Source organism: Rhodococcus sp. NJ-530 (assembly GCF_003860625.1).
GTDB lineage: Bacteria > Actinomycetota > Actinomycetes > Mycobacteriales > Mycobacteriaceae > Rhodococcus_F > Rhodococcus_F qingshengii.
Genome location: NZ_CP034156.1, coordinates 440,558 through 459,479, shown reverse-complemented (window position 1 = coordinate 459,479; position 18,922 = coordinate 440,558). Strand labels below are relative to the sequence as shown.

Annotated in this window: 23 protein-coding genes and 4 pseudogenes; 9 read left to right on the top strand and 18 right to left on the bottom strand. The window is 61.7% G+C overall.

What is annotated here, in order from left to right; genetic code table 11:
- Positions 1-9 precede the first annotated feature (9 nt).
- Positions 10-1,071: a tyrosine-type recombinase/integrase gene (locus EHW12_RS35765; protein WP_241199250.1), complete on the top strand. Its 1,062-nt coding sequence runs from the start codon at positions 10-12 to the stop codon at positions 1,069-1,071.
- Between the two features lie 186 nt (positions 1,072-1,257).
- Here the strand turns inward: EHW12_RS35765 and EHW12_RS33975 are convergent.
- Positions 1,258-1,413 (bottom strand): annotated as a pseudogene (locus tag EHW12_RS33975) (ATP-binding protein); the annotation flags it as partial.
- A gap of 145 nt (positions 1,414-1,558) precedes the next feature.
- Between EHW12_RS33975 and EHW12_RS33970 the strand changes: the two are divergent.
- Together EHW12_RS33970 and EHW12_RS33965 are read left to right on the top strand one after the other, a co-directional pair.
- Positions 1,559-2,620, top strand: coding sequence for a site-specific integrase (locus EHW12_RS33970; RefSeq protein WP_064445106.1), 1,062 nt, complete (start codon positions 1,559-1,561; stop codon positions 2,618-2,620).
- Positions 2,617-2,934: a helix-turn-helix transcriptional regulator gene (locus EHW12_RS33965; protein WP_064445096.1), complete on the top strand. Its 318-nt coding sequence runs from the start codon at positions 2,617-2,619 to the stop codon at positions 2,932-2,934. The genes EHW12_RS33970 and EHW12_RS33965 overlap by 4 nt, the downstream gene beginning before the upstream one ends.
- Positions 2,935-2,950: 16 nt before the next feature.
- Here EHW12_RS33965 and EHW12_RS35760 read toward each other — a convergent pair whose 3' ends face one another.
- Positions 2,951-3,295: a hypothetical protein gene (locus EHW12_RS35760; protein WP_073513720.1), complete on the bottom strand. Its 345-nt coding sequence runs from the start codon at positions 3,293-3,295 to the stop codon at positions 2,951-2,953.
- Between the two features lie 123 nt (positions 3,296-3,418).
- Between EHW12_RS35760 and EHW12_RS33960 the strand changes: the two genes are divergently transcribed.
- Positions 3,419-4,585, top strand: a complete 1,167-nt coding sequence (locus EHW12_RS33960) for a site-specific integrase (RefSeq protein WP_003943392.1) — start codon at positions 3,419-3,421, stop codon at positions 4,583-4,585.
- A 13-nt stretch (positions 4,586-4,598) separates the two neighbouring features.
- Here EHW12_RS33960 and istB read toward each other — a convergent pair whose 3' ends face one another.
- The 5 genes and pseudogenes from istB to EHW12_RS34930 form a co-directional block, all read right to left on the bottom strand.
- Positions 4,599-5,303: an IS21-like element helper ATPase IstB gene (istB, locus tag EHW12_RS33955; protein ID WP_125053532.1), complete on the bottom strand. Its 705-nt coding sequence runs from the start codon at positions 5,301-5,303 to the stop codon at positions 4,599-4,601.
- Positions 5,304-5,841, bottom strand: a pseudogene (locus EHW12_RS33950) (IS21 family transposase); the annotation flags it as partial.
- A gap of 37 nt (positions 5,842-5,878) precedes the next feature.
- Positions 5,879-7,029, bottom strand: a pseudogene (locus EHW12_RS33945) (IS3 family transposase).
- 671 nt (positions 7,030-7,700) lie between these two features.
- Positions 7,701-7,874 carry a WhiB family transcriptional regulator gene (locus tag EHW12_RS33940; RefSeq protein WP_241199249.1) on the bottom strand — a complete coding sequence of 58 codons (174 nt, stop codon included), beginning with the start codon at positions 7,872-7,874 and terminating at the stop codon, positions 7,701-7,703.
- 44 nt (positions 7,875-7,918) lie between these two features.
- On the bottom strand, positions 7,919-8,086 hold the full coding sequence (locus EHW12_RS34930; RefSeq protein WP_164490685.1) for a hypothetical protein: 168 nt from the start codon (positions 8,084-8,086) through the stop codon (positions 7,919-7,921).
- Positions 8,087-8,501: 415 nt separating this feature from the next.
- Here EHW12_RS34930 and EHW12_RS33935 point away from each other — a divergent pair, with 415 nt between their 5' ends.
- Positions 8,502-9,119 (top strand): DUF6328 family protein, encoded by a 618-nt coding sequence (locus tag EHW12_RS33935; protein ID WP_241199248.1) that lies wholly within the window; start codon positions 8,502-8,504, stop codon positions 9,117-9,119.
- A 504-nt stretch (positions 9,120-9,623) separates the two neighbouring features.
- Here the strand turns inward: EHW12_RS33935 and EHW12_RS33930 are convergent.
- The gene (locus EHW12_RS33930; protein ID WP_125053530.1) at positions 9,624-9,863 is read right to left on the bottom strand and encodes a hypothetical protein; all 240 of its coding nucleotides are present in this window, start codon (positions 9,861-9,863) and stop codon (positions 9,624-9,626) included.
- Positions 9,864-10,401: 538 nt separating this feature from the next.
- Between EHW12_RS33930 and EHW12_RS36015 the strand changes: the two genes are divergently transcribed.
- Positions 10,402-10,527 carry a hypothetical protein gene (locus tag EHW12_RS36015; protein ID WP_256082775.1) on the top strand — a complete coding sequence of 42 codons (126 nt, stop codon included), beginning with the start codon at positions 10,402-10,404 and terminating at the stop codon, positions 10,525-10,527.
- Between the two features lie 68 nt (positions 10,528-10,595).
- Here the strand turns inward: EHW12_RS36015 and EHW12_RS34925 are convergent, their stop codons facing one another.
- The 5 genes from EHW12_RS34925 to EHW12_RS33915 form a co-directional block, all read right to left on the bottom strand.
- On the bottom strand, positions 10,596-10,739 hold the full coding sequence (locus EHW12_RS34925; RefSeq protein WP_164490684.1) for a hypothetical protein: 144 nt from the start codon (positions 10,737-10,739) through the stop codon (positions 10,596-10,598).
- A 260-nt stretch (positions 10,740-10,999) separates the two neighbouring features.
- Positions 11,000-11,164 (bottom strand): hypothetical protein, encoded by a 165-nt coding sequence (locus tag EHW12_RS34920; protein ID WP_156423042.1) that lies wholly within the window; start codon positions 11,162-11,164, stop codon positions 11,000-11,002.
- A 60-nt stretch (positions 11,165-11,224) separates the two neighbouring features.
- Positions 11,225-11,488 carry a hypothetical protein gene (locus EHW12_RS33925; protein ID WP_054781739.1) on the bottom strand — a complete coding sequence of 88 codons (264 nt, stop codon included), beginning with the start codon at positions 11,486-11,488 and terminating at the stop codon, positions 11,225-11,227.
- Between the two features lie 320 nt (positions 11,489-11,808).
- Positions 11,809-12,195, bottom strand: a complete 387-nt coding sequence (locus tag EHW12_RS33920; RefSeq protein WP_125053528.1) for a hypothetical protein — start codon at positions 12,193-12,195, stop codon at positions 11,809-11,811.
- Positions 12,192-12,650, bottom strand: a complete 459-nt coding sequence (locus EHW12_RS33915; RefSeq protein WP_058036959.1) for an Hsp20 family protein — start codon at positions 12,648-12,650, stop codon at positions 12,192-12,194. The genes EHW12_RS33920 and EHW12_RS33915 overlap by 4 nt, the downstream gene beginning before the upstream one ends.
- Positions 12,651-12,814: 164 nt before the next feature.
- Here EHW12_RS33915 and EHW12_RS33910 point away from each other — a divergent pair, with 164 nt between their 5' ends.
- Both EHW12_RS33910 and EHW12_RS33905 read left to right on the top strand, forming a co-directional pair.
- Positions 12,815-13,159: a MerR family transcriptional regulator gene (locus EHW12_RS33910; protein ID WP_054781737.1), complete on the top strand. Its 345-nt coding sequence runs from the start codon at positions 12,815-12,817 to the stop codon at positions 13,157-13,159.
- Positions 13,160-13,186: 27 nt separating this feature from the next.
- A complete protein-coding gene (locus tag EHW12_RS33905) occupies positions 13,187-13,387 on the top strand; it encodes a hypothetical protein (RefSeq protein WP_042445278.1) in 201 nt (66 codons plus the stop codon).
- A gap of 194 nt (positions 13,388-13,581) precedes the next feature.
- Here EHW12_RS33905 and EHW12_RS33900 read toward each other — a convergent pair whose 3' ends face one another.
- The gene (locus EHW12_RS33900) at positions 13,582-14,280 is read right to left on the bottom strand and encodes a GAF domain-containing protein (RefSeq protein WP_042445280.1); all 699 of its coding nucleotides are present in this window, start codon (positions 14,278-14,280) and stop codon (positions 13,582-13,584) included.
- A 58-nt stretch (positions 14,281-14,338) separates the two neighbouring features.
- Entirely contained in the window at positions 14,339-14,986 is a 648-nt protein-coding gene (locus EHW12_RS33895) for a GAF and ANTAR domain-containing protein (RefSeq protein WP_075835087.1), read from the bottom strand.
- A 269-nt stretch (positions 14,987-15,255) separates the two neighbouring features.
- Between EHW12_RS33895 and EHW12_RS33890 the strand changes: the two genes are divergently transcribed.
- Positions 15,256-16,023, top strand: coding sequence for a GAF and ANTAR domain-containing protein (locus tag EHW12_RS33890; protein ID WP_164490683.1), 768 nt, complete (start codon positions 15,256-15,258; stop codon positions 16,021-16,023).
- Between the two features lie 108 nt (positions 16,024-16,131).
- Here EHW12_RS33890 and EHW12_RS33885 read toward each other — a convergent pair whose 3' ends face one another.
- From EHW12_RS33885 to EHW12_RS33875, 3 genes and pseudogenes are all read right to left on the bottom strand, one after another.
- Positions 16,132-16,881 (bottom strand): GAF and ANTAR domain-containing protein, encoded by a 750-nt coding sequence (locus EHW12_RS33885; RefSeq protein ID WP_064444980.1) that lies wholly within the window; start codon positions 16,879-16,881, stop codon positions 16,132-16,134.
- A 461-nt stretch (positions 16,882-17,342) separates the two neighbouring features.
- Positions 17,343-17,579 (bottom strand): annotated as a pseudogene (locus EHW12_RS33880) (phytanoyl-CoA dioxygenase family protein); the annotation flags it as partial.
- 41 nt (positions 17,580-17,620) lie between these two features.
- Complete coding sequence (locus tag EHW12_RS33875; RefSeq protein WP_075832375.1) at positions 17,621-18,904, bottom strand: IS256 family transposase; 1,284 nt, start codon at positions 18,902-18,904, stop codon at positions 17,621-17,623.
- Positions 18,905-18,922 lie beyond the last annotated feature (18 nt).

Sequence of the window (18,922 nt, the reverse complement as noted above, 5' to 3'; positions counted from 1 at the left end):
GGACTGAATTTGTCGCGGGCCGATCTCCCCGAGACGAGGTCCGGTCACTTCTACCCGTTCGAACTGGTCCATGCGATCACACTGACCTGGTTGTTTTCCGGTCTGCGCAGCGATGAGATCGCCCGCCTGCGAGTCGGCTGCATTCGCTGGCAGCACGACGACAAATCCCTTTCCGGCAACTCCGATCAGGTCCTGGCACGTGATGCGGTCTGCCTGCTCGATGTTCCGACGCACAAGACCGGCACAGCGTTCACCAAGCCGGTCGATCCGATCCTCGGCCAGGCCCTCGACACTTGGCAGGCGATGCGCCCCTCCCAACCGCAGTTTCACGATCGTCGCACAGGCGAGCGAGTCGACCTGCTGTTCGCCCTTCGCGCCCGCCGAGTCTCCTTGTCCTACATCAACAACACGGTCATCCAGATGCTCTGCCGCAAGGCAGGTGTCCCGGCCGTCGACGTCCGAGGCAGCATCACCAGCCACCGAGCCCGGTCCACGATCGCTAGCCAGCTCTACAACGCCAAAGAGCCTATGACCCTGTTCGAGCTGCAAGCCTGGCTTGGCCACCGCTCTCCACAATCGACGCAGTACTACGCGAAGATCACCCCGACCACGCTGACACGGGCTTACACCGACGCGGGGTACTTCTCCCGCAACGTCCGCACCATCGAGGTCCTCATAGACCGCGACGCCGTCACCTCCAATACGGTCGGAGATGAAACACCATGGCAGTACTACGATCTCGGGCACGGGTATTGCACCTACACTTTCTTCGAGCAATGCCCACACAGGATGGCGTGCGCCCGCTGTGACTTCTACGCCCCCAAGGCATCCGGCAAAGCACAGCTGCTCGAAGCCAAGGACAACCTGCAGCGCATGCTCATCGCGATCCCACTCAACGACGACGAACGCGCAGCCGTCGAGGACGGTCAGCGCGCCCTCGACAACCTCCTCGACCGGCTGCTCGACGTCCCGACGCCGACCGGCACGACGCCACGCGAAATCGAGGTTCCGGGGACCGCCACCCTGCTTCCGATCGTTTCCGTCAGCCAGCGCAGACGAGCATGTCCTTGACAATTCAGATTCCACGTAACTATCAAGATGCTCAAACGGCAAATGTACGGGCGCGCCGGATTCGACCTCCTCCGCAAACGAATACTCCTCAGCAACTGACGTATTCAGAATCGATCACGGAAATTGGGCCAGAACCTTGGAATTGACCCCTTACCGACGGATTGGAATTGACCCCGCTGGCTTTGGTTAGTCGCTGCCAGCCCGGTTGTTCTTACTGAGCAATTCACGTCGTTGCCGAGTCCGGTAAGAATCACCCGTCAGCGTGAGAACCTCGGCATGATGCACCAGTCGATCGATCATCGCTGCCGCGACGACATCGTCGGAGAACGTCTCACCCCACCGATCTGGGGTTGGCACTTGTTCGTCTCCGTGGAAACCCGCAGCTCGCTGGGACTTCAGCATGTTTTCGCGTTCTAGCCTTCTTCAAGCTGTGAGCGGTCTATATTAGGTGCTACCTTAATCGTTCAGGTGTGAAGAAGGTGTGCTGATGACCGAAGGTCTGCGGCTGATCCCGGGCAACGTCGTTCCGATAGAGTCGATCGAGTCAGATCCTGTTGTGTTCCAACGCAACTGCGTGGACGCCTTCGTCGCGTCCTGGCGAGCTCGGGGCTTCAGCCCAGTCACTATCGACAACGACATCGGGCTACTCGAGCGGACGCTGACGGCACTGGGCCGGCCGGCGTGGGAAGTCACCGCCGAGGACATCGACCGAGTCGTCGGCAGCCTCGCAGTCGCGGGCCGTGCTCCGTCGACTCGGCGGGAGTATGTGCAGATCTTCAAGGGATTCCACTGGTTCCTCCAGGTTCGCAAGGCAGCCGAGATCGAGGCCGTGTTCGGGGTGAAGCTGGTCTGTCCGGTGGATGAGTTCAACGCCTCCCGCCATGTCGGCGACGATTCGCCGGCGCTGGTGCCGCCTCCGACTCCGGAGCGCGTGCGGGAGTTCTTCGAGTTCATGAAGGCGCGCATCATCACCGCCCGAAAATATGGGCCGGCAGCTCGGGACTACGCGCTGTTCCGGACGCTCTATCATGCCGGACTGCGCTCGGAAGAGGCTGCGCTGCTCGACCTTCCGGATGTGCATTTCGATCGTGGTCCGTTCGGCAAACTTCATGTCCGCTTCGGTAAGGGCGCCAGGATGTCCGGTCCTCGGCCGCGATGGGTTCCGATGCTCGACGGTCTGGACCTGGTGCTGCGCTGGTTCCTGACCGACGTGCGGCCCAAGTTCCCGGACTCGCCGGTGTTGTTCGCCGACGAGTCCGGCGGGCCGCTGCATCGTGGAACGATCCGCAACCGGCTGCGATATCTGATGGAGCTCGAAGGGCGCCCGCGTTCGGAGCGGTTCAGCCCGCATGCGCTGCGACGTGCGTGCGCGACCCACAACTATGAGCGTGGCGTGGATCTGGTTGCGATCCAACAGCTTCTGGGTCACTGGACCGTCGGATCGACGATGCGGTATGTCCGGCCATCGGCGACCTTCATCGAGGACGCGTATCGGCGCGCGGTGACCACCACCCTGGCCGAGCTCAGCGGAGAGGACGAGCGAGCGTGAGGATCAAGTGGCGACTGCGGATGGCCGCGGCCCAACGCGAAGTGTGGACCGGGACCGAGCTGCGCAGGCTGCTGGCAGACAAAGCCGGGCTGGAGATGTCGGCGGCGTCGGTGTCGGCGCTGTTCACCAAGGAACCCACCCAGATCAAGATGACGACGCTGATCGCGTTGTGCACTGCCTTGCAATGCACTCCGGACGACTTGTTCGAGATCGACGCCACTCCCGTCGAGCGTCCTGCCGATCCGCCAATTCGACCGGCGCCGACGCAGCGCCAAGCCGTCAACGCCCGCGGCCGCTCGCTTCCGCCGATGTGACGCTTCGACCTGGAAGTCATTGCAGAACATGGGTAAACGCCAGCGTGACTGTGCCGAGTGCGGCGGACCGGTGGGCATCATCGGCCGCGACCTGTGCTGCCGGTGCACCGCCCGCGCCAAGGACGCGGCCGCCAAGCAGCCGTGCCCTGACTGCAGCCGCAGTAGGGTGCTGGTCGTCGAGACAGGTCGTTGCGTGATTTGTTCCCGCCGGTGCGCGCAGTGCGGTCACAAGGTCCGCTTCGCGGAGACCGTGTTGTGCCGGGGCTGCCAACGCAAAGCCGACCTGCAAGCTCGGCAACAGGACTGTCCGCGGTGCGGCAAACCCGGGTATCTGCGCGTGGACACCGGCTGGTGCGGTCACTGTTCGAGGCCGCGCCCTTCGAAGAAGCCCCCGCGCGTCTGCGTCGCCTGTGGCGTGTTGCGTCGCCATGCCGGCCGCGGCATGTGCTCGCGATGCTGGCAGCGCCATCCGGATCGGCCGCATGTGGCCGGCGAACATCTCCTAGCACGTCTTGCCGACCCGCCGGATTGGCTGCCCGGCCTGATCACCTGTCTCGCCGACGGCTATTCGCCAGGCCGTGCGTGTGTGGCGGTCACCGAGCTGGGGCGACTGCTCGACGACGAGCACTCCAATCATCCGCCGTCCCTGCTCGACAGGGCACGCCGCTCAGGCCGTTCCATGGGTCCGCTGGCCAGATCGATGCAAGATTTCTTCACCGAACACGGGCTGGCGATGCCGACCGACCACAACGAGCGACTCGCCGCCGGCCGCCGGCAACGGCGGATCGAAGCGGCCCCTGAACCGCTGCGACCGGCAATCGCAGGATTCGCCGAGTTCATGCTTACCGCCAAGGCCCGTGCTCGCCGGGCCGGAACACTGCCCCGCAGCGATTCGACCATAGAGGCCGCACTGGCGGCCGTTCGAGATTTCGCTTCGTTCTTGAACAGTGAACGCGGGAAACAAGATTGGGCGACCGTCGAGCTCGGCGACGTCGAGGCGTTCCTAGTTTCCCTGCCGAAGTCGCGCCAGCGAAGACTCACCGTGCTGCGCCAGTTTTTCCGATTCGCGCGCAGTCACCGTCTGGTCCTTGTCGATCCGACGAAGAGCCTGGACAGGAAAGAAGCCAAGGGTTTTCGTGGCCGGACGCTCACTCTCGAGCAACAACGCCGGTTGTTCCAGCGGTGGACCACCGACCTGCTGGTGCATCCGCATGAATCCCTGGTCGGCATCCTCGCCTTGCTGCATGGCGCTTCCAGTCGCGAAGTCCGGCTGCTGACCTGCGACGATGTCGATCCGCTTCGACAGACCGTCAGGCTTGGCGAGCGACCGCATCCGGTCCCGATGGACCCGGCGAGCTGGACGATCGTGCAGCGCTGTTTGGCCCAGCGCGCCTCCTGGCGCACCGCCAATCCGCACGTCATCGTCACCAAAGGGACCAAGGCCGGACGGTCACCCGCATCGGTCGCCTATCTGAGTCATGTGCTCGACGATTGCGGGTTCGGCCCGCGGATGATCCGCTGCACTCGCCTTATCGATCTGGTCAACACCATGGATCCGAAGCTCGTCGCCGCGGCATTCGGCATGACCGCCGAGGCCGCCATGATCTACCTGGCAGACTTCGTCGACCCCACCCGACTGCCGAACCCGTGAAACTTCGGCGCGACTACGCACAGATTCGCGCGAACATGTGCGCTTTCCCGAACGGCAGATTCGAGGTGACCATGATCGAACCCAACTCGTATCGGGATGCGACAAGTTGGAAGAACAAATTCGCCGCGTCCTGATCGAACGGAATGTAACCGACCTCGTCGATGATGATCAGTTTGTAGCGGCGAATCTTCTTCAGTTCCGCTTCGAGTCGCCCAGCATGATGCGCGGCACCGAGGCGGGCAATCCAGTTCGATGCCGTGTCGAAGAGGACGGAGTATCCAGCATGGGTCGCTTTGACGCCGAGTCCGATCGCGATGTGTGTTTTGCCGATGCCGGGCGGGCCGAGCAGAATCACGTTCTCTGCCTTCGCGACGAAAGTTCCGGTAGCCAAGTGCGCCAACACATCACGACGTAATGACGGCAGGTGGTCGAGGTTGAAGTCCTCGAGCGTTTTCACCGCCGGAAAATGGGCGGTCCGGATCCGCATGATGGCACCCTTTGATTCGCGGTCAGCGACCTGGCGTTGCAGCAGCGCAGCGAGGTATTCCGCGTGGGACCAGTTCTCGTCCCGCGCCTGGGCGGCGAGGTCTTCCCAGGTTGCTCCGATCGTCGGCGTTTTCAGTACGCGGGTGAGGTAGGCGATCATCGACGGCAACCCATCGGATGGCCCTGCCCGTTTGGTTGGTGTTGCGGTCTTCGAATTGGTGGAGGTAGCCACTTACGTTCTCGCTTTCGTTGTGGAAATAGTGAAATCGACCCCGAAGAGGGCGTCGTAGTCAGGCAGAGCGGCGGTGAACTGTTGCCGCAACTGCGCGGCCGCCGCGACGTGAGCCGGATCGGTGACCACGGCATGCTTCGCCCAGGACCGCCTATGGGACGCGACGACCTGTCCCTCACAGGTGACCACCACCTCGTTCGGTGATGCAGCGACGTCGACGAACCTGCCGATCACTCGCGGGTCGACGGAATAGTCGACCGCGTCCATCCTGACGTAATAGTCACGGGCCAAACGGATTCGGTGGTGCAGTCCGATCGGGGTTCACCGGCGGCAATGGAAGCATCGCTGAATAGTCCGTGTCGAGCAGATCGATTGGCCGTCCCCCGGCCGAGCGAACCATCCGAGAGTTGGCGCGTTCGAGCCAGTCTCCGAGTTGGTCGTTGAAGTCCTCGGGGGAAGCGAACCGGCGGCCAGGCAGAAATGAGGTCTCGAGGTAACCGTTGTGCCGTTCGACCATGCCCTTGTACTCGGGGTCCTGATGTTCCCCGAGTTTCGTGGAGTCGTCATATTTGACTTCAGGCTACGGGTTGACGTGTGAAGTGTACGTTCTCGAACTCGATCGGTGTCAGCATCCCGAGGGCACTGTGCCGGCGTTGCCGGTTGTGGAAGATCTCGAGATACTCGAACATGGCGTTGGCCAATTCGATCCTCGTTTTCCATCGTTTCCGGCTCAAGAGTTCGGTTTGCATTCTGCCCCAGAAAGATTCGATCACGGCGTTGTCATAGCAATCACCGATCGATCCCATCGACGGGACCAGTCCTGAGTCGTGTGCCCGGCGGGTGAATGCCCACGATGTGAACTGCACTCCATGGTCGGAATGAATCAAAGTACCGGGCGTTGGGCCTCGATTCGAAATGGCCATTCCCAGAGCGTTTGTCACCAATGTCGCAGTCTGCGAGCTGTCGATCGACCAACCGACGACTCGCCTCGAAAACGTATCCAGGACAACAGCGCAATATATTTTGCCTTCACGGGTGGGATGTTCCGTGATATCTGTGACCCACAGCTTGTTCGGCTCGTCGCGGGTGAATTTACGGTCGACGAGATCGCTCGCGGTCGGGGTTTGATGCTTGGAACGTGCACGTTTGTTTCCCGGAAGTCCTTTCACGCCAGCAACTCTCATCAACATTTCGATGCAGCCGTGTCCCACGGCAATGCCGTGGCCAAGGGTGAGTTCGGCGTGGATGCGCCGCGCACCGTAGGTGCCATGCGAGGCGGTGTGAACCTCGGTGATCAGTTGGGTCAGCCAGGCATGTCGCAGTGAGCGTTCAGAGGGTGGGCGATTGCGCCACTCGTAGAAGCCGGACTCCGACACCTCCAGAACGCGACATGAGGTCTGTACTGGTAGTCCTTCCTTGGCCATCACTTCGATCGCTTCGAACCGCCTTTTGGGAGCACCACCGACTTCAGCAGTTCCGTGGAGCGTTTGGCTATGGCGAGCTCAGTCTCCAGCTCGGCGATACGACGACGGGCGGCGGCGAGTTCGGCGCTCTCGATCGAGCTCAGCCCCGGCTTCTGGCCGGTATCGATGAGCTCCTGGTTACGCCAGTTGTAGATGGTTTGTTCGGTGACATCGAGACCTGCGGCGACCTCGGCGACCGTGCGTCCTGACTTCAACAAATCGAGGACTTTCCGGCGAAACTCGGGCGGATAACGTCGGGGCATCGTGAACCTCTCTCGGTGCATCAATGCCTGGCAGGCACCCGCTCGCGGGTAAACCCGGGCGTGAACTGCTGCACGGCAACTACTTCGGAAGCGTGGGCGTGGGGAGTGGAATCCGCCGCACGATCTTCGTCGCCGTCATGCATCTAGAGTGCGCCATCGGCCTTCGCAGCCTTCGTCAAATGGCTGTTCGTCACATTCTGCGGAGGTGTCGAGATCAGTTGATACAACCGTTGGAACACAGAGGCTGCCCCCGGCCTATCTTAGAAACCGAGGGCAGTCGCTTCGCGTAGAGTGTTGTTCCGCTTGTTTTCGATCCTCTCGCCCAATAGGGAATGTCGGCAATACCAACCGTCAGCGAGGTAGGGGAACTGTTCGAGATCTTTGACAGACTCAACCCGCCGTGCTCGCAGATCACAGTGCTCAGCTACGTCGACGGACCCCGATCCCTTCCTCCGCGAAGCCGCCCGCGCAGCACGACCCCCTACATGACGACAGTCGCCGAGTTGGAAGCATCCGAACAATTCCGCCGCACCCGTAGCTCTGGGTGGCCACACGGTTCTTCGTCGTGACCAGACTCTATGCACTTTCCTCGCCATCTCTGCTCCGGGCAACGGACAACCGGACCCTCCCGCGAAAGGGAAGCCGTGGACCTGGCAGAGCAGTGATCCGCCCTACACTAGGTAGCGGCCACCCCACACCCCCGCCGCTTCCCCACGAGCAAGGGCGCCCGCCAAACACTCCGACATATGGGAACAACTGCGACACAATGACATCGCCCTCGACAGCTCCTCACGCGCCGAAGAAAACCACCATTCCGGATCGTGTGACCGACACGGAGCAGTCACTACGTGTTCCAAGCCCACTCGGCTCTTCCCCAGTCCTGCCTAGGCTATTTCGTGTCGAAATCGGATTCGGCGCACGAGGCGGACGCACCGGCACCTTTGGAGGTGTTCTCCGTCAACACCTTTCCGTCGACAATGATCGTGCACGTGATCGCCCCGTCGTCATCGAACCCGTTACTGGCGGTCGCCGTCGCGATCTTCACCAGTCCCGTCACCGTGACCTCCTTGGTCCACGGCCATTTTTGCTTCTTCTTTAGCGGCGGGTACTGCTGACCCGTACTGCGGCGGATATCCCTGGCCTGGCTGCTGAATCGTAGGGCTGTTGAGGCGATTGCCCGTAAGGCTGATGCGGGTCTGGACCATACGAATTGGGTCCTGCGGAGGCGGCGTCATGATGGCTTTCTTCGGCTCTGCGCACACCCATCATCTGGGGGCTCTCCCATAGGAGTACCAGAGCAACGCCCCCATACGGGCAGCTTGCGAAAACCCGCTACCTCAACCACACGACGATCCCAACGAACAACTCACCACAGGAATCACTGCCTACCCTTCACGTGGCAGGTGCCCAGCCCCTGCGCGTGGCACGGGGAAGCCTGTTTTCCTCACGCACTGAGCGGGTAGCTCACCCAGATGAGCACCGGACACGCACCGACCGGCGACGGAGCCCGGCCGCAACGCCCAGAACCGCGTCCCGAGGCCACTGCACCGCCACGCGCAGATTCGGAATGGAACTATCGCGTCCGCCACGAGACACCCACCCAACGTCTCGACCGCAACTGGTCCCACATCCTCCAAGAGCTCCGGGTAGTCCAGACCGGCATGCAGATCCTCACCGGCTTCCTCCTGACATTGCCCTTCCAACAACGCTTCTCGGATCTACAAGCTTTCGAGAAGGACTTGTATCTGATCACGCTGGCAATGTCGAAGGCAGCGACGATCGTGCTCGTATCACCTGTCGCCATGCACCGCCTACTCTTCAGGCGTCACGCCCTCCCCGTCCTCGTCGAGCAGGGTCAACGATTCGCCGTCACCGGCCTTCTCCTACTCGGCGGCGCACTGACTGGCGTTCTCACCCTGACTTTCGATGTAGTCGTCAACAAAACCACAGGCCTGATCGCCGGCGGCTGCGCTGTACTTCTGGCAATCACATTGTGGTGCTGCTACCCACTTCTCTTCGCACACCAACTGCATCTCGGCCGCCCCGAGAAACAACCTGACGAACCACAGCACCCACGCAACCACCACTAGACCGCGGATGCTGACGCTCACGCATCCGAATACACCACCGCCGATGTTTCAGCCCGCCGACCCCTCGGTAACTACCCCACGCGGCGAACGGTTCGGTGAGTCGCACACAGGCCCTCACCCGCACTCTGATCACTCACGCCGGTGGACACCTGCCCCGAACAAACCGCACTCCAACACTTTCTGGTGTCGCCAACCGCACCGAAACAAACGGGTGACGCATCCGCCGCCTCCTCTCCCCGAACGCTGCGACAGGCATCCCTCAACCGGCGAAAGGTTGTTCGGTTGTGAGTCGAGTGCGGTGCTGCATCCCGAAACCGTCACCGCCGCATACCGGAAGTTCGGATCCGCCACACCCCAGCAAATCAGCGCTCCCGGAAGTCAAGGCGCGCAACGACAGCCAACCCTATACACAACACGATCACCAGCACTGCAACATTGATCATCACGATCTCCCCTCCGGCAACCCTGTGGGGTCAGTCAGTCCCAACGCACGGTGAACCAGACTCATACGGCAGTCTGGGCGAGCCTGTCGAGAAGCAACTTCTTCCCGATCTCCGCACCCCTGCGGCTCTCGCTCTGGGCTTTACGGAACAGATCGGCCACTTCGCCGTCCCCGTCACGCTCGGCATCGTCGATATAGGTCTGCATACGCAACGCATTACTCAACGACGCTTCGACGAACCAGATCAAGTTGTAGTCCTTGTCCCGTGTACCCGTCGCCGCACCGGATTCCAGCCCACTCATGGCCCTCTCTCCTTCTCTATTCCCGCCGACTTTCCCCTGTCCATGGCCATACCCCGCACAGACGACGTCCACGCGGCGCATCGGCAATCGTCAACGAACACCGCCCCCCACTCCCGGGAGAATCCGCGACCGCCGACAGAACTGACATGTACGCGCATCAGTCCTGACGCTGCACCGGTTTCACCACCCGCCTTGCCGGGTAATCCGCCCTGACGGCGGAACGCTGCCCAGGCAACGAGTCGCCGAACAGGGCCCTTCCCGGCCAGCACCAACCGGCAACGGCCCGCGCGCATCCCACACGACGCGAGCCAACGGGATACGCCCGATTCGTCGGCTGCCGTCACCAGCAGCCGGCGAATCGCCCACACCCAGCGAAACCCCCGAAAAGGTCGCCCGCAACCGGTCACACCTCGCTGACCGGAACTCCGCACACTGTGCTCTACGACAAAATTCGCCTCGCGGACAATCAGCAGCTGCGATTGGATAACATCCTCGTACGCAGCACCCGCAGAACACTGCCCCTACCTCGGCATCGCCGGTGAGAGCCGAGCCCGGGACGCACGCCGACTCTCAGCAGGCCTGCCGATGGATCGCCGCCACCGCGTGCACCGACGACGACGTCGCCCACATGCGCCGCCGCTACGGTTTCCCCACCGCACCCTGACCCGCGAACTCCCGGGGCTCGGCCACGGATCGACCTACTGCCGCTCCCAACTCGGTCCCAGCCGATACTCAGGACTTTGTTCCGGTGCCTTTCGGAACGAGAGCGCCTCGGTCGGCGTACATCGACTCGATACGAGCCTTGATCTCGGCAGTACTCATCGAACCGCTGTGCACAGCCGGCCACGAGTTCGATCTCGAAGTCTGAACGTTCATCTGAAAGGTCCTTCACACATTGAGGATTGAAGATTAGAAGCGGTTCGGCCGAACGGCGTCAGACCACACGACATGAGCCAGGTAAGGTCCGTCTGATCGTTCGTCAGTAACGACCAGACGGACCCTGCACGCCCTTGCCGACGGGAAGGACGCACAACTGCACTCCGCCAACGGCGTCGATAGATTCCAGAGAACTATCGACCCCCACCGGCGGACACACGCCACCGCCCATGGCGGGTGGGATTGCGCTCTCGACGAATCTACGCAGCGTGCAGAATCCGAGAAGAGGCGTCCTCGATACTCCGATTCGGTGTCATCGTCGACGTCGCGGCACCCGCGCTGCCCCCTGTGACGACCTGACGCCACCACGCTTCACGTTCCTCGGATTCCGGCCACACCACCACATCGAGGTCATCGACATCCATGCGAGTACTCCTTCATGTCCTCTGACCACCTGTTACCCCGCCTACGGTCCTGTAAACCCTTCACAGCTTCGACGTCGGATCGACCGTCGACTCCGCCACCAGCGCCGGGCTCGGCATGCCGATCTTCGGGCACCATGTGCCGCGGTGCCCGCCGGGAGGCAGTTTCGTGGGCAACAACGCCCCGAGGTGGTCGTAGCGCTGGACATGCAATCCCCCACTACTACCGCCGTTGGCCGCCGTCGCCGCCACGATCGCCTCGTTGTCCGAATCGAAGAACTCCTCGGCGGTCGATCCGTCCGCGAACGTGAACCTGTACCGTTCCATCACGCAACCTCGCCGTCTGTCGAAAGAAGCTGGTAGACCGAAAATAACTCGTAGACATTGTGTTCGGACGAAACTCTGCACGGTATGCGTTCACGCTGCGCGCCGGAAAAGGTGATTGCCGAGCCGGTCACACCTCTCGCACTTTCTACCGTCCAAGGCCTGTACCCGCTGCTGCTCGGTACTCGCAAAAGACGTCACAGTGTGTGAGCGTCTCGGCAACCACCGCGCAAGAACCCACGGACCCTGCCCGCAAGTCCTCACACCCGAGGGTCCCCCGCTGCGCCGTCGAGGGCCGGGCAACGAGAAACCCGCCCACGCCCCTAACCCTGTGGAGGGGAGCGTTGGGTCGCCCGAGGCCGCATCACCGGAACCCGATACGTATACCGGGACACCATGATCGGCGGGGCCACCAAGCCGGGGTCGAGGGTGCAGCCGGCAATCCGGGTGAGCAACACCCACGCCGCCGGAGTGAGCGCATCAGCGAGAATCCGATCCGAATCCTCCACCACGGCAGCATATTCCAGTTCGTGCCAGAGGCGGATACCCAGCCTCTCCCACTCCGAGTCGCCGCGCCGACCCCTGCCGGCTACTTCACGCTCATCCTCGGCGATGCGGTCGATCTCGACGTCATCGACCCCAGTCATTGTCGCTGCACCCTCTCGAAACCTGCTGTTGTGGACTGCGGACTGTTCCGGCGTGCTGTTCACGCATCGAGCTGCTTGCTCTCCTGCTTGTGGCCCACCTCCTTGCTGCTCCCGTTGCTGTTCCCGGCGCTGCTGATCTCGATCTTGCGGGGCTTGGCCCGCTCCGCGAGCGGGATCGTCAACCTCAGTACGCCCGCGTCGTAGCCGGCCTCGATATTGTCGGTGTCGAGGTTCTCGCCCAGGAACAGTTGACGACTGAATACCCCGCGCGGGCGCTCAGCGGCAATCATCTCCGCCTCGCTGGCGCGAACCGGCCGCTCGGCGTGCACCGTCAACACATTGCGGTCCACATCGAGGTCGAGTGAATCCGGGTCCATGCCGGGAAGATCGAACTCGACGACGAACTGCTCACCTTCCTGCCATGCATCCATCGGCATCACCGCCGGCTGCGAAGCAGTACCCAACAGCTGTCGGGTCAGGCGGTCAAGGTCACGGAAAGGATCGGTGCGCATCAACATTTTCGGTCACCTCCAGGAAAAGTCACTGGAACCGTTCACTGACTACCACCACCGCATCCACCGAACTTCTACAGTAGATGCTGTAGATTTGGTATATCATCAAACACACATCGGATCAAGAGCTTGCCCGCAGATATCGAAATTTCTTTGATGGGAGGACCATCATGGCGCGCAACCCCGCTATCGCCGAACCCCCTGGCCTGTACGCGATCTCGGTGACATCGGAGCTCTCCGGATTCACCGCCGGCACGCTGCGACTCTACGAACAGTACGGCCTGATCACCCCCGCCCGCACCCGCGGCGGTACCCGCCGCTACAACGACGAGGACCTTACTCGTCTGGGCCGCATCACAGAACTCATCGCCGACGGCATCAACCTCGTCGGCATCAAACGAGTCCTCGAACTCGAAGACAGCACCGCCCTACTACGCCGCGACAACACCCGGCTACGCGCAGACAACGCCCACCTACGCCGGAAAAACACACACGACACAGAGAAACGTCCGTGATCGCCCGACAGAGAAAGGGCCACCGCCATGGAAGACAACCGCATTCGCTCAGCCCTCGACGCGACACCCGACACCGACTACCTCGAACAAACCATCCCAGCCGACCCGAATGCAGTGGATGCCGTCGACCTCGAAGCCCTCACCACGGAACTCGACACCCCATGGCCGGCGCCCGAGGGAGATCTGCTCGAACAATCGACACCCGCCCCGCTCGACGACGAACGCTGAGGTTCCCTGTCCGACTGGTGCACTACACCAACCGGGCAGGGAACGCCCTGCCGACCCGAGGCATCTCTGTATCCGAATACGTTGTCTAACAGCTCTTTCGGGAACGACTGCACGACCGGGTCTGAGAGTGCATACGATACGAAAACTTCCCGGTAAGGATCACTTCATGCTCGTGCCACCTAGGAGGCTCTGCCTCACCGGGCATCCGGGTTCGCCAGCACCAACGACGAGTACGCCGCGGCGCTGATCCCTCGTCGCCGCGCGTTCTCCGCCAGCCGTGCAGTTGCGAGTTCGATCGAAATACCGTCGAGTTCGGCGATCATGCCGACTGCCTGTTCCACGTCGCCGCGGACCGCGATCAGCTTCTTGACCGCCGTCACCACCTGCGAATGACGATCCTGACGACTGTCCGTGGACAGAGTCAGAGCGGCCAAATCTGCCATCGACTGCCCGTATGCATTACTACGCTCCGCGCTGTGCCACGAATCGTGAGTAAAGACCACGAGTGATCCGAGCGATGTCCGACCCAACCTCATCGGAAAGCAGCGGCACCCGCCCAGCCCATGTTCGAGTCCTGAGCGACCGAATTTCCGCCACCGCTCCCCCACGTCTTTGAAGCTGTCGACCATCACAACCGCTCCGCTCTCAGCGCTCAGCGCAGCCGGACCCGATATGGCAAGAGTCCGGTCGGGAACGAACTCGGCATTTGCCGACTCCACCAACACATCGAGATAACCTTGCTCCCCGTTTCGCACGACGAGGACGCACCACACACCGCTCAGATTCTGTCTCGATCGCTCAACGATCGTCTCGAGTACACGCAGGGAATCGAAGTCGGTGGTGAGAAGATGAGTCACCTCGGCAATGCTCAATTGTATTGCGGGGGTGTTCATCCTGGGCTCCCATCGTCAAGTACTGCAGAGACATTGCGCGATCTTTCCGAATCAGATGTCATCCGTCGTCACCACCGTGTGCGAATCGGATCCGCCGATTCACGACATCTGCGGCGATCTCCCAAATCGGCCTCCCCGAGGAGTACGCGGCGGCTCGAAGCCGAGAAAGCGACTCTTCGACCGAGACACGAAGTTGGATCGCGATCATCCCGACTGCCTGGTTCACCTCGGGTCGGTGAAAGGCATTGACGAGCATCCCGGCGTCCAGATCACCGGTGACAGGAAGTTCGGCAAGAATCGCCATCGAAATCGCAGCGGCACTCGCAGTCGCCAATTCGATCTGCTCGTCGTCGAGGCCAATGGGATCGAGACGGTACAGTTCGAGCACACCGAAGACATCACCTCCGCCCCTGAGCGGAAAGGCGAACACCGATCCGACACCGGCTTTGTCTGCCTCGCTGGCAAACCCCGGCCAGATGTCATTGGCGGAATCACTGGAAGTGTCGTTGCAGAACATCGGTCGCTCAGTTGTAAATGCATCAACGCACGGACCGTCACCGCCGGTGAACTGTAGTTCGTCGAGATGTTGTGCCACCGAGTCCGTCGCGTACATCAATTCCCTCGACGAAGAGCTGCTGAGCACTGTGATCGCCGCCCCTTGAACTTCCGCCAGCCTCAAACACTGTCGACACAGTTTCGCGGTCATCGGCAACTCGACTGATGCGCGGCGCCCTCTCTCACTTTCGGATTCGTCGGGAAATTCGGGTGTGTCCTGACTTCCTCTCGGATCTGCATTCACAGGACGCACCTCCTCAGTCGCCTTCACGGGACACACACGGCGCCTGGTCACTCCGATCCGGCGTAAAGTCGAGATTACCGAATAGAGGTACTTCTCAGGCGCGCGGCCGAGTCGGCCGCGTCGGTGCCACTTTTCGTTGGTGGACCACTTCCACCGCGCGGATCGGGCAAGAAATCATGAACTTCGACAGTTCTCATCCGCGCGCGCGACCGTCGGCCGCCTTCGTACGAGCACAAGGTCGCGAGCCGCGACTCATCGATCGCCTCGAACAATCTCTCTCCATACCGGCTGATTCCCCGGATCGAGTCGTGGAGTTGATGATTCGATGCACGATTGCCGCCGTCGATCTGGTTGTCGGTGTTGATCACGCCGGTGTCACGGCATCCCTGGACAGCGAACCGTTCACCCTCGCCCCTACCGATGAACGTGTAGAAGAATTCGATCGCACGCAATATCTTCTCGGTGACGGACCCTGCCTGTCAGCATCGCGCACGGGTCGGTCGGTCCGAATGTCGGTCAAACAATTAGGCACACGGTGGCCCACTCTCGGCATTGCTGCGCGCAACGCCGGATTGGAAGGTTTTCTCGCGATACCACTGTTCAACTACAACGAGCCGGTCGGGTCGCTGAACCTGTACTCGCATTCAGCGGTGGCAGAGACGGACCGGGACCGTGATCTCGTCGTCGTCATCGCCGAATATCTGGGAGCGGGGCTCGATGCCATCGCAACAGACCATCGACTCGAACGTGCCGCCAACGCCCTGCGCCGAGGAATCGCCTCACGTGCCGACATCGAACGAGCAGTCGGAATCTTGATGATCCGCCGCAATACAGACCCCGAGACCGCGCTTTCCGAACTCCAGGCTTCAGCACGTCGTGAGTCCAGGGATTTACTGGACGTTGCACGTCAGATGATCATTTCAGCCGATGACGAACGCACATAGAGCTAGAGCTTCCGATCGACCGGTCAGGACGCTGCGACGGCACGAAGCGGCGTGCCGTCGATAGGCGGGAGAGCTCACCATCGCCGCGTTCGCGGGGCCTCGTCATCTCTAGGTGATGCGCACACTCGCCAGCAGATCCTCTGCCACCGCCCGCAGTTTCGTGTTGGTGCGTTGGGATTTGTCGACCAACATCGCGAACGCCCCATCCGCATCGACACCGTGCACCGCCATCAACACCCCCTTCGCCTGATCGATCACCGCCCGCGAATCGAGAGCACGCTCGAGCTGCAGAGCCAACTGCCGGGCACCCCGGTAGCGTTCGGTACTGCCGATCGCATACCCAGCGGCAGTGGTGAACAAATTCATCAACGCCACCTCAGAACGGGCGAACCCGTCCGCACGGCTGCCGTACACGTTGACCGCACCCGCACGCACCCCGGGCTCGAGCGCAGGCAACGGAATCGACAGGAAACTCTGCACCCCGAATCGCCGGGCCTCGGACGCCAGACCCGGCCACCGCTCACTGGCAGTCGTGCGGTCCGCCACCACGATCTGCTCGCTCTCCGCGGCCTCGATACACGGACCCGCCCACGACCGATACTGCAGCTCGTCCACCATGACGACCTCACGGGACGTGCGCGCCGCCGTCGACGCAGCACCCTCCTCATCGAGAACCGTCACCCCCGCCATGTCCGCATCCTCGATCAACTCCACCGCATGCTCACACAACCGGTTCAGATACTTCTCGATGTGACCGGCCGGATTCAACACCCGATACAGATCCTGCAACGCTTCGGCAGCCGCATCGAGCGGAGGAAACCACCCATCACCGACAGCAGCGCTTCGTACGACATCCATCCCACACCTCACACGCACTCCCACGAGACCGTGACGGCACACGACGAAAAACGGCAAAACCCCGATCTCCACTTGTCAACAACTCACGAATGCCCGAACACGCCACCGCCAAACCCATGGCGGGGCCCGCCAGACCGGCAACCAAAAAAGGGAGGGTTCACCAGCGGTGAGGGGTACAGGCGTCCAGCGGACGACTGCTACACCCGAACTCGTTTGCGGGAGCCGGATCCCGCAAAAAATCGCCGAACCACTCGTGGAGACCCATCACTTTGCTGCCAATAATGGCCCTCCTCGCGCCCGGCCAGTCCAGCGATTTCCACCAGTCTTCCCGTATCTGCTTGACCACCAGTAGGTTTACGGATGGCACGCAGACGGTCACGCTACGGGCTATTTCTCGATTCGAACCCCAGAAACTACTGAGCGAGTTGGGTTGCGGGTGACAACCGTGCAGGTTCTAGAGTTCAGCGGGCAGTCGGGAGTTCGACGGCGCCGTTTTCGAGGAGAACGTGTGCGTCGATCATCTGACCGCCCCGTTCGACGTAACCCATCAGGTTCGCTCCGGACCCCCAGCCGAGCAGTCGCTGTACCTCTTCGGAAAGATCAAGCAGTTTTTCACGCGGGATTGACAGGTATTGGTTCTCTTCCTGACGTAAGCAGGCGAGGTCGAATGCCATCGTCAAGCCGGTCCGTGGCGCCTCGGGGGTCTGTCCAGAAAACGGTGTAATTGATTGGTTTCTAACTACTTTCGTCCGGCAGACAGCCGTCCGTCGAACGTTATTTCGAAGGCATTCAGTGCTGCCTTCCATCGGTTGGACCAGCGCCTGCGGGCGGTGCCTTTGGGATCGAGGCTCATGATGGCCAGATACACGCATTTCAAGGCCGCGGCCTCGGTCGGAAAGTGTCCACGGGCCTTGACAGCCCTGCGGATTCGGGCGTTGACACTTTCGATGGCGTTGGTCGTGTAAATGACCTGCCGGATGGCGTTGTCGAATTGTAGGAACGGCACGAACTCAGCCCAGGCGTTAGTCCAGAGCCTGATGATCGCGGGATAGCGTTTCTCCCATTTGTCACTGAACTCTGCGAATCGGTCGAGCGCGGCCTGCTCCGACGGCGCCGTGTAGACGGGTTTGAGGTCCTTGGCGATCTCGGACCAGTCCTTGCGGGAGGCATAGGCGTAGGTGTTACGGAGAAGATGGACCACACAAGTCTGCACGATGGTCTGTGGCCACACTTGCTCGATCGAGTCGGGTAGATGCTTGAGACCATCGCACACGACGATCAGAACATCTTGCACACCACGGTTTTTCAGCTCGGACAACACCCGAAGCCAGTACTTCGCTCCCTCCCCGTCGCCGTGCTCACCGACCCACAGTCCGAGGATGTCGCGGGTGCCGTCGACAGTCACCCCCATCGCGACGTAGATCGGCCGGTTAGCGACGTTGCCCTCGCGGATCTTGACGTGGATGCAGTCGATGAACAACACCGGGTACACAGGATCCAACGGCCGGTTCTGCCACTCGGCCATGCCTTCCATCACCCGCTCGGTGATCGTCGAGATCGTCTGCTTGGACACATCAGCTCCGTACACCTCGGCCAGGTGTGCAGCGATCTCACCGGTCGTCAAACCCTTGGCCGACAATGAGATCACCATGTCCTCCACGCCTGAGAGCCGACGCTGCCGCTTGGCCACGATCTTCGGCTCGAAGGAGGAATCCCGGTCACGGGGCACCTCGAGTTCGACCGGGCCGGCCTCGGTCAACACGTTCTTGGCTCGTCTGCCGTTGCGGGAGTTGCCGCTGCCCCTCCCTGCCGGGTCGCTCTTGCCGTATCCGAGGTGGTCGTCCATCTCGCCTTCGAGCGCGGACTCCACGACTAGCTTGGTCAGCTTCGACAGCAATCCACCATCTCCGGTCAACTGCAGCCCTTCGGCTCGCGCCTGCTCGACCAGCTCTTTGAGCCGCGCATCGCTGATACCCGGCTGAGCCGAGTTCGTCTCTGTCTCACGTTCAATCACGTCAGTCATAGTGGCGTATCTCCTTTC

Excerpts from the sequence above, each read along its gene's own strand:
- EHW12_RS33900 (WP_042445280.1), bottom strand. The coding sequence starts at position 14,280 with ATGAACACCCCCGCAATACAATTGAGCATTGCCGAGGTGACTCATCTT.
- EHW12_RS34920 (WP_156423042.1), bottom strand. The coding sequence starts at position 11,164 with ATGGATGTCGATGACCTCGATGTGGTGGTGTGGCCGGAATCCGAGGAA.
- EHW12_RS33875 (WP_075832375.1), bottom strand. The coding sequence starts at position 18,904 with ATGACTGACGTGATTGAACGTGAGACAGAGACGAACTCGGCTCAGCCG.
- EHW12_RS33935 (WP_241199248.1), top strand. The coding sequence starts at position 8,502 with ATGAGCACCGGACACGCACCGACCGGCGACGGAGCCCGGCCGCAACGC.
- EHW12_RS33915 (WP_058036959.1), bottom strand. The coding sequence starts at position 12,650 with ATGTTGATGCGCACCGATCCTTTCCGTGACCTTGACCGCCTGACCCGA.
- EHW12_RS33895 (WP_075835087.1), bottom strand. The coding sequence starts at position 14,986 with ATGACCGCGAAACTGTGTCGACAGTGTTTGAGGCTGGCGGAAGTTCAA.
- EHW12_RS33905 (WP_042445278.1), top strand. The coding sequence starts at position 13,187 with ATGGAAGACAACCGCATTCGCTCAGCCCTCGACGCGACACCCGACACC.
- EHW12_RS33885 (WP_064444980.1), bottom strand. The coding sequence starts at position 16,881 with ATGGATGTCGTACGAAGCGCTGCTGTCGGTGATGGGTGGTTTCCTCCG.
- EHW12_RS33970 (WP_064445106.1), top strand. The coding sequence starts at position 1,559 with ATGACCGAAGGTCTGCGGCTGATCCCGGGCAACGTCGTTCCGATAGAG.
- EHW12_RS33910 (WP_054781737.1), top strand. The coding sequence starts at position 12,815 with ATGGCGCGCAACCCCGCTATCGCCGAACCCCCTGGCCTGTACGCGATC.
- EHW12_RS33925 (WP_054781739.1), bottom strand. The coding sequence starts at position 11,488 with ATGGAACGGTACAGGTTCACGTTCGCGGACGGATCGACCGCCGAGGAG.
- EHW12_RS33890 (WP_164490683.1), top strand. The coding sequence starts at position 15,256 with ATGAACTTCGACAGTTCTCATCCGCGCGCGCGACCGTCGGCCGCCTTC.
- EHW12_RS33930 (WP_125053530.1), bottom strand. The coding sequence starts at position 9,863 with ATGAGTGGGCTGGAATCCGGTGCGGCGACGGGTACACGGGACAAGGAC.
- EHW12_RS34925 (WP_164490684.1), bottom strand. The coding sequence starts at position 10,739 with ATGAACGTTCAGACTTCGAGATCGAACTCGTGGCCGGCTGTGCACAGC.